Raw genomic sequence first — 6,951 nt, 5'->3', positions numbered from 1 at the left:
CACTGCAAGCAAAGGGGACGTATGCCGGGCGCAACTTCCATTTTGGGATTCGCGAACATGCAATGTGCGCCGCCGCCAGTGGCATGGCGCTGGCGGGGCTGCGTGCCTACGCGGCCAGTTTCTTGATTTTTACCGACTACTGCCGTGGAGCCGTCCGGCTGGCCGCCATGATGGGCTTGCCGGTGGTCTACGTCTGGACCCACGACTCCATCGCCATGGGCGAAGACGGGCCGACGCACCAGCCCATTGAGCAGTTGCCATCGTTGCGCGCTTTGCCCGGCATGCTGGTGCTGCGTCCGGCCGATGCCAACGAGGTGGTGGAAGCCTGGCGGGTGCTGGTGCAGCATACCGACTGCCCGGCCAGTCTGGTGCTGTCGCGCCAGGCCCTGCCCACGCTGGACCGCAGCCGCTACGCCAGCGCCGCCGGTGTCGGCCGCGGCGCTTACATCCTGGCCGATGCGGAGGAAGGCAAGCCTGAGGTGTTGCTGCTGGCCAGTGGCAGCGAGGTGGCGCTGTGCATCGCCGCTTACGAGCACTTGAAAGGCGAGGGCATCCGGGCCCGCGTGGTCAGCATGCCGTCGTGGGAACTGTTCGAGCAGCAGGATGCGGTCTACCGCGACAGCGTGCTGCCCGACGGTGTAGAGGCCCGCGTCTCGGTAGAGGCGGCTTCGCCGCTGGGCTGGGAGCGATACGTGGGCCGCCGGGGTGCAGCCATCGCCATGCGTTCATTCGGGTTGTCGGCGCCCGGTAAGGTGGTGCAATCACATTTTGGTTTTGACGTTGCCCATGTGGTGGCCGCCGCCCAGCAGCAAATCGCCTTGTGCCGCGCGATCTGATGCAGCCACTTGCACCTGGCGACGAGGCTTTGCTCGACGGCCTGCAGCGCAGCGCCTTCGATTATTTTGTCCAGCACACCAACCTGGCCAACGGCCTGGTGGCGGATACCTCGCGGCCCAGCTCGCACGCCAGCATCGCCGTGGTGGGCTTTGCGCTTTCGGCCTATCCGGTGGCGGTGGAGCGGGGCTGGATGGCGCGTGGCGACGCGGTGCAGCGCAGCTTGGCGGCGCTGCGCTTTTTTGCGCACAGCGACCAGAGCGGCACACCCGAAGCCACCGGTGCCCACGGCTTTTACTTCCACTTTTTGCACATGGACACGGGCACCCGGGCCTGGCGGTCCGAGCTGTCCTTGATCGACAGCAGCTTGCTGGTTGCGGGCATGCTGACGGCGGCGGCTTATTTCACTGCCGCCACCGCCGACGAGACCGAGCTGCGCGCGCTGGCCGATGCCCTGTACCGTCGGGTCGATTGGCGCTGGGCCCAGCACAAGGGGGATGCCGTGGTGCTGGGCTGGAAGCCCGAGAGTGGCTTTTTGCACTACGGCTGGCAGGGCTACAGCGAGGCCCTCATCCTCTACGTGCTAGGCCTGGGTTCGCCCACCCATCCGCTGACCACCAGCAGCTTTGAGGCCTGGACCCGCACCTACCAGTGGGAAAACCTGTACGGCTACGATTTTTTGTACGCGGGCCCGCTGTTCATCCACCAGTTTTCGCAAACGTGGATCGACTTTCGGGGTATCCAGGACCGCTTCATGCGCGAAAAGGACTGCGATTATTTTGAAAACAGCCGCCGCGCCACCTACATCCAGCGCGAATACGCCATCCGCAACCCGCGCAGCTTCACCGGCCTGGGGGCCGACTGCTGGGGCCAGTCTGCCGGAGACGGGCCGAGCACGCCCCGGCAGCGGGTGGCCGGTCGGCGACAGACCTTCTACGGCTACGCCGCCCGGGGCGTGCCCTACGGCCCCGACGACGGCACGCTGTCCGCCCCCGCCACTCTGGCCTCGCTGGTGTTTGCCCCCGAGATCGTGCTGCCTGCGGTGCGCCAATGGGTGACCCAGGGTGGCGAGCGCATGGTGCTGGCCAGCGGCTTCAATGCCACGGTGCGTACGCCGACCGGGGAGCCTTGGGTGTCGGAAGGTACTTTCGGACTCGACCAGGGTCTGCTGGTATTGATGCTGGAAAACCACCGTTCTGGGCTGGTGTGGCAGCTGCTGCGCGGCAGCCCGTACATCCGTGCAGGTTTGCAGCGGGCCGGGTTTAGCGGTGGGTGGTTAACACCATGAGGGCCGCTGACCCCGCCTGTGTCCAGGCGGCACAAGACCGCAGCCCCAAGGCGATCCCGCCCGGCTGGCGCAACCCGGTGCCGCGTGGGCGCTACGACTTGCTGGTGGTGGGCGCGGGACCGGCCGGGCTGGTGGCCGCTCGCACCGCCGCCGCCGCCGGGGCCAAGGTGGCACTGGTAGAAGGTCGCCAGATCGGTGGCAACTGCATCCATGAGGGCTGCATTCCCTCTAAAACCCTGATCCGCAGCGCCAGCCTGTACGCTGACATGCGGGATGCGGCCGAATTTGGTGTGCAAGCACCTACCGATATCGCCGTGGACTTTGGGGCCGCGATGGCCCGGGTGCAGCGCATCCGCGTGCGCCTGGGCCGGACCATTTCGCCCGCGGTGTTAACGGCCGAAGGCATTGATCTGCACTTTGGCTACGCGCGCTTTGTGGGCCCCGATGCGGTAGAGGTGGCGGGCAGCACGTTGCGCTTCAAGAAGGCGTTGATTGCCACCGGCTCGCGCCCGGTATGGCCGCAGATTGACGGGCTGGCCGAGGCGGGCTTTTTAAACAATGAAACTGTCTTCGATCTGCAGGCGCTGCCGCCTAGCCTGCTGGTCATCGGCGGTGGACCACTGGGTTGCGAACTGGCGCAGGCCTTTGCACGGTTTGGTGCGCGCACCCTGATCTCGCACAGCGCGCCGCTGTTTTTGCCCAAGGAAGAGCGCGACGCGGCGCAAATGGTGTCCGATGGCCTGGCCCGCGACGGCGTGGAAATCCATTTGAACTGCCAGATCCTTTCGGTGCGGGCCGAGGGTGGGCGCAAACGGGTCCAGATGCAGGTCGAAGGCGACGTGTCAGAAACCGTGGTGGACGCGATATTGACGGGCATTGGCCGCAGGCCTGCGGTGCAAGGCATGGACTTGGACCGGGCGGGCGTGGCCTACGACGCCAAAGTCGGCATCCAGGTCAATGACTTTTTGCGCACTACCAATCCGCGCATCTTTGCGGCAGGCGACGTGTGTATGGATCTTCCTTTCACCAACACCGCCGAAGCCGCCGCACGCATCGTGGTGCGCAACGCCCTGTTTCTGGGCCGCCAGCGTGCCAGCGCCCTGCTGATCCCCTGGTGCACCTACACCGACCCGCAGGTGGCCCACGTGGGTCTGTACGTGCAGCAGGCTCGGGAGCGCAATATCCCTGTGAAAACCTTCACCGTGCCCATGCACGCGGTAGACCGCGCCATCGCCGACAGCGAAGAAGACGGCTTTGTCAAAATCCATGTGCGCGAAGGGACCGACCGCATTCTGGGGGCCACCATCGTGGGCCGCTACGCCGGGGAAATGGTCAACACCGTGTCGATGGCCATGGTGACCGGCATGGGCCTGCGCCAACTGGCCCAGGTGGTCCACGCCTACCCCACCCAAGGCGAAGCGATCCGGCAGGCGGCCAGTGCCTGTGCCGACACGCTGGCATCGCCGCTGCGGGCCTGGCTGCAGCGCAAATGGCTGGGGCGGTAGCGGTGGGCCGCACGTAGGCGAAAATTGACACCATGTCCCTGCCCATTTCTCTGCCATTGCGCCGCCCTTGGCTGGCCTCCTTGGCGCTGGCCAGTGCCGTGCTGGCGGGCTGCGCGTCCGCACCTTCCAAGGCTCCGCCCCTGTCGCCTCCGTCCACCACCACCGCCCAACCTGCAGACAGTGAGGCCGTATTCCAACAAGGCTTCACCCGCTGGGTGGATAGCTTCCTGGTAACCGCCCGCGCAGCAGGCATTTCCGAAGCCACACTCCACGGTGCATTCGACGGCGTGCGTTATCTGCCGCGCGTGGTCGAGCTAGACCGTGCGCAGCCCGAGTTCACCCGCACCGTTTGGGACTACCTGGACAGCGCGGTGTCGCCGCAACGCGTCATACGCGGGCAAGACAAGCTGATGCAGGTCCGCGCTGAGGCGGATGCTGCGGCGGCGCGTTTTGGTGTGCCCGCCAGCATTCTGGCGGCCATCTGGGGCATGGAGAGCAACTACGGCAGCAACTACGGCGACATCCCGACCATTGACGCGTTGGCCACGCTGGGCTTCGAGGGCCGGCGCGAAGACTGGGCGCGCGACCAGCTCCTCGCGGCCTTGAAGATTTTGCAGAACGGCGATATTGACCGTGCCCACATGGTCGGTTCCTGGGCCGGCGCTATGGGCCAGACCCAGTTTTTGCCGTCGAACTTTCTGGCCTACGCCGTGGATGCCGATGGCGACGGTCGGCGCGACATCTGGGGCAGCATGGCCGATGTGATGGCCTCCACCGCGAACTTTCTGGCGCGCTCCGGCTGGCAAGCCGACCAGCCCTGGGGTACCGAAGTGCAGCTGCCGCCGGGCTTCGATGTGGGCCGTGCCGACGCCGGGCTTCGGCAGTCCTCGGCCCAGTGGGCTGCCGAGGGCCTGCGCAGCATGGACGGCGCACCGCTGCCGTCGTTTGCCGATGCAGATCTGCTGCTGCCCGCTGGCGCGCGCGGGCCGGCCTTTCTGGTGGGGCCCAGCTTTCGCGCCATCCTGCGCTACAACAACTCCATTAGCTATGCGCTGGGCGTGAGTTTGCTGGCGCAGCGCCTGGATAACGGGCCGGGTGTGCAGGCACCGTGGCCCCGCGATCTGCGTGCGTTGTCGCGCAGCCAGTTGCAGGCCTTGCAGACCGCCTTGAACCAGCGCGGTTTTGCCAGCGGCGCACCTGACGGCATGATGGGGCCCACCACGCGCAACGGCATCCGCGCTTACCAGCGCAGCATCGGTCTGCCTGCCGATGGCTATCCTGACTTGGATTTGCTGCAGCGCTTGCAGCAGCCATAGGGATGCTCTGCTTTTAATAGCTGTTGCCGCAGGCACTACCTGCGCTGGAGCCGGATTTTTTATAAATTTCGGCCGGCTTTCACACCACCGCCATCAGGCGTTCAGCCGCCGCCAAGTGCCTGGTGGGGTGCCGAGGTGCTGGGTGAACACCCGGGTGAAATGGCTCTGGTCGGCAAAGCCGCAGTCCACAGCAATGTCAGCCAGCGGCTGCGCGCCTTGGGCGAGCAATCCGCAGGCCATTTCCACGCGCTGCTTCATCAGCCACTGGTGCGGTGTCTCGCCGGTGGTTTCCTGGAACGAACGGCTGAAATAGCTGCGCGACAGACTGCATGCCAGGGCGATATCGCCTATGGACAGCTTGCCGTCGAGGCTGCTGAGCAGCATCTCCTTGGCGCGCGCCTCGTGTTGCCGCGACAAACGCCGGATGCGCCTGCGCGACGGCAGCGTGGCCCCGCCATATTGCTCCGCCAGGTAGGTGCCAATGGCCATACCCATCTGGTCGATAAACAGCGTGCTGGCCTCGTGCGGCCGCGCCAGCGTGGGTGCCACCGCGCGGGCCAGGTTGGCCAGCACCGGGTCGTGCATGCCGGTCACGCATTCAAGGCCGGTGACGCGGCGGCCCACCCGTTCATCGGTGGCGTTGTCAAAGAAGCTGGGCGCGATTTCCACCAGCAGAAAGTCGAACCGCCCCTGCAGATCAGCCCGGTAGTCATCGGCAAAATTCCGCACGTAGACCGAGCCGGTTTCGAAGTCGTGTGATGAAGCGTGGTGTTCGTGGAAGATACGGCGGCGGTGGCCCGCGCTCAGCGAGATGCCGACCAGGTAACCCCGCTCGCTGGCGGGCGTGAACACCGGGCTCAGGCCGGCGCTTTCGTTGCGTTTACGGTAGAAGCGGGCACCTGCGCCAGCCAATTCCTGGTCCTGGTAGAGGTGGCTTGCAATGCAACCCAACGAGTCCGTTGACTTGCTGGGTGGTGGTTTGGTGGGAGACGTGGATTCAACCCGCATCAATTGCCCTTGTGACCAAAATCATGGAAGAACACGTAAAAAACAGAATGGAAAAGTGGCTGCACGGTAGCATTTTTTCCCGCAGGCTGCCACCTGCAGCCCTACGTATTGGGAGGCCGTTCATAGCTGCCGACGGCGCCACGCGTTGGGCGATACACCCATCTCGCGCCGGAAGGTCCGCGACAAATGGCTGGGGTCGGTAAACCCGCAAGCGCGGGCGACGTCGGCCAGCGGTTTGTCGCTTCTCAGCTGTGTCATTACCTGCTGCAGACGGTGGTGCATGACCCACTGGTGCGGCGACTGGCCGGTGCTGATCTTGAAGGCCTTGCTGAAGTGGCTGCGCGACAAGCCGCACAACGCGGCTACCGCTTCGACGGACAGGTGCTGCAGCGGCTGCCTTGCCAGGTATGCCTTGGCACGGGCCTCGTGCTGCAAGGAAAGCCCGCCCAGGCGGGACCTGCCTGGCGCGGTAGTGCCATAGGTTGCCAGCAGATGGGTCTGCAGTGCTTGCAGCAGTTGCCCAATGAACAGTGGGCTGGCTAAATAGCGTGGCTCCAGCGACACCATCAATGCCCGGACCAGAGCTAGCAAGACTATGTCGCGGTATTGCTCTTGCTCCGGTGCGGGTGGCGCCCCTGGTGACGGGGGCGCCTGGGGCTTCACGACTTTACGAAGGCGAGCAAGTCGGGATTGATCACGTCGGCCTGCGTGGTCAGCATGCCGTGCGGGTAGCCTTGATAGACCTTGAGTGTGCCGTTCTTCAGGAGCTTGACGGCCTTCAGCGCGGAGTCCGCAATCGGTACGATCTGGTCGTCATCGCCGTGCAGCACCAGCGTGGGCACGGTGATCGCCTTCAAGTCTTCGGTTTGGTCGGTTTCCGAGAAGGCCTTGACACCGTCGTAGTGCGCCTTGGCGCTACCCATCATGCCTTGGCGCCACCAGTTTTGCGCCACGCCTGGATAGACCTTGGCATCCGGGCGATTGAAGCCGTAGAACGGCC

7 protein-coding genes are annotated in these 6,951 nt (G+C 65.2%); 4 read left to right on the top strand and 3 right to left on the bottom strand.

All coding sequences use genetic code 11. From position 1 onward, the window contains the following. The 4 genes from ABI213_RS08125 to ABI213_RS08110 form a co-directional block, all read left to right on the top strand. Positions 1-836, top strand: an 836-nt coding sequence (locus ABI213_RS08125) for a transketolase C-terminal domain-containing protein (protein WP_348026677.1), incomplete at its 5' end; no start/stop codon positions are given. After that, a complete protein-coding gene (locus ABI213_RS08120; RefSeq protein ID WP_348008389.1) occupies positions 836-2,122 on the top strand; it encodes a glucoamylase family protein in 1,287 nt (428 codons plus the stop codon). The genes ABI213_RS08125 and ABI213_RS08120, both read left to right, overlap by 1 nt. Next, positions 2,119-3,627: a mercuric reductase gene (locus ABI213_RS08115; protein WP_348026675.1), complete on the top strand. Its 1,509-nt coding sequence runs from the start codon at positions 2,119-2,121 to the stop codon at positions 3,625-3,627. Before ABI213_RS08120 ends, ABI213_RS08115 begins: the two co-directional genes overlap by 4 nt. Positions 3,628-3,659: 32 nt before the next feature. Further along, entirely contained in the window at positions 3,660-4,943 is a 1,284-nt protein-coding gene (locus ABI213_RS08110; protein WP_348008298.1) for a lytic murein transglycosylase, read from the top strand. Between the two features lie 93 nt (positions 4,944-5,036). Here the strand turns inward: ABI213_RS08110 and ABI213_RS08105 are convergent, their stop codons facing one another. The 3 genes from ABI213_RS08105 to ABI213_RS08095 all read right to left on the bottom strand — a co-directional run. Further along, positions 5,037-5,855, bottom strand: coding sequence for an AraC family transcriptional regulator (locus ABI213_RS08105; RefSeq protein ID WP_348008299.1), 819 nt, complete (start codon positions 5,853-5,855; stop codon positions 5,037-5,039). A 216-nt stretch (positions 5,856-6,071) separates the two neighbouring features. Continuing rightward, positions 6,072-6,542 carry an AraC family transcriptional regulator gene (locus ABI213_RS08100; protein ID WP_348008300.1) on the bottom strand — a complete coding sequence of 157 codons (471 nt, stop codon included), beginning with the start codon at positions 6,540-6,542 and terminating at the stop codon, positions 6,072-6,074. 68 nt (positions 6,543-6,610) lie between these two features. Then, the coding region (locus ABI213_RS08095) for an alpha/beta hydrolase (RefSeq protein WP_348026673.1) at positions 6,611-6,951 on the bottom strand (341 nt) is incomplete at its 5' end.

The sequence above is a fragment of the Rhodoferax sp. genome (assembly GCF_039922535.1).
Classification (GTDB): domain Bacteria; phylum Pseudomonadota; class Gammaproteobacteria; order Burkholderiales; family Burkholderiaceae_C; genus Rhodoferax_B.
The sequence above is the reverse complement of the archived record's forward strand: the minus strand, read 5'-3'. Positions and strand labels throughout refer to the sequence as shown.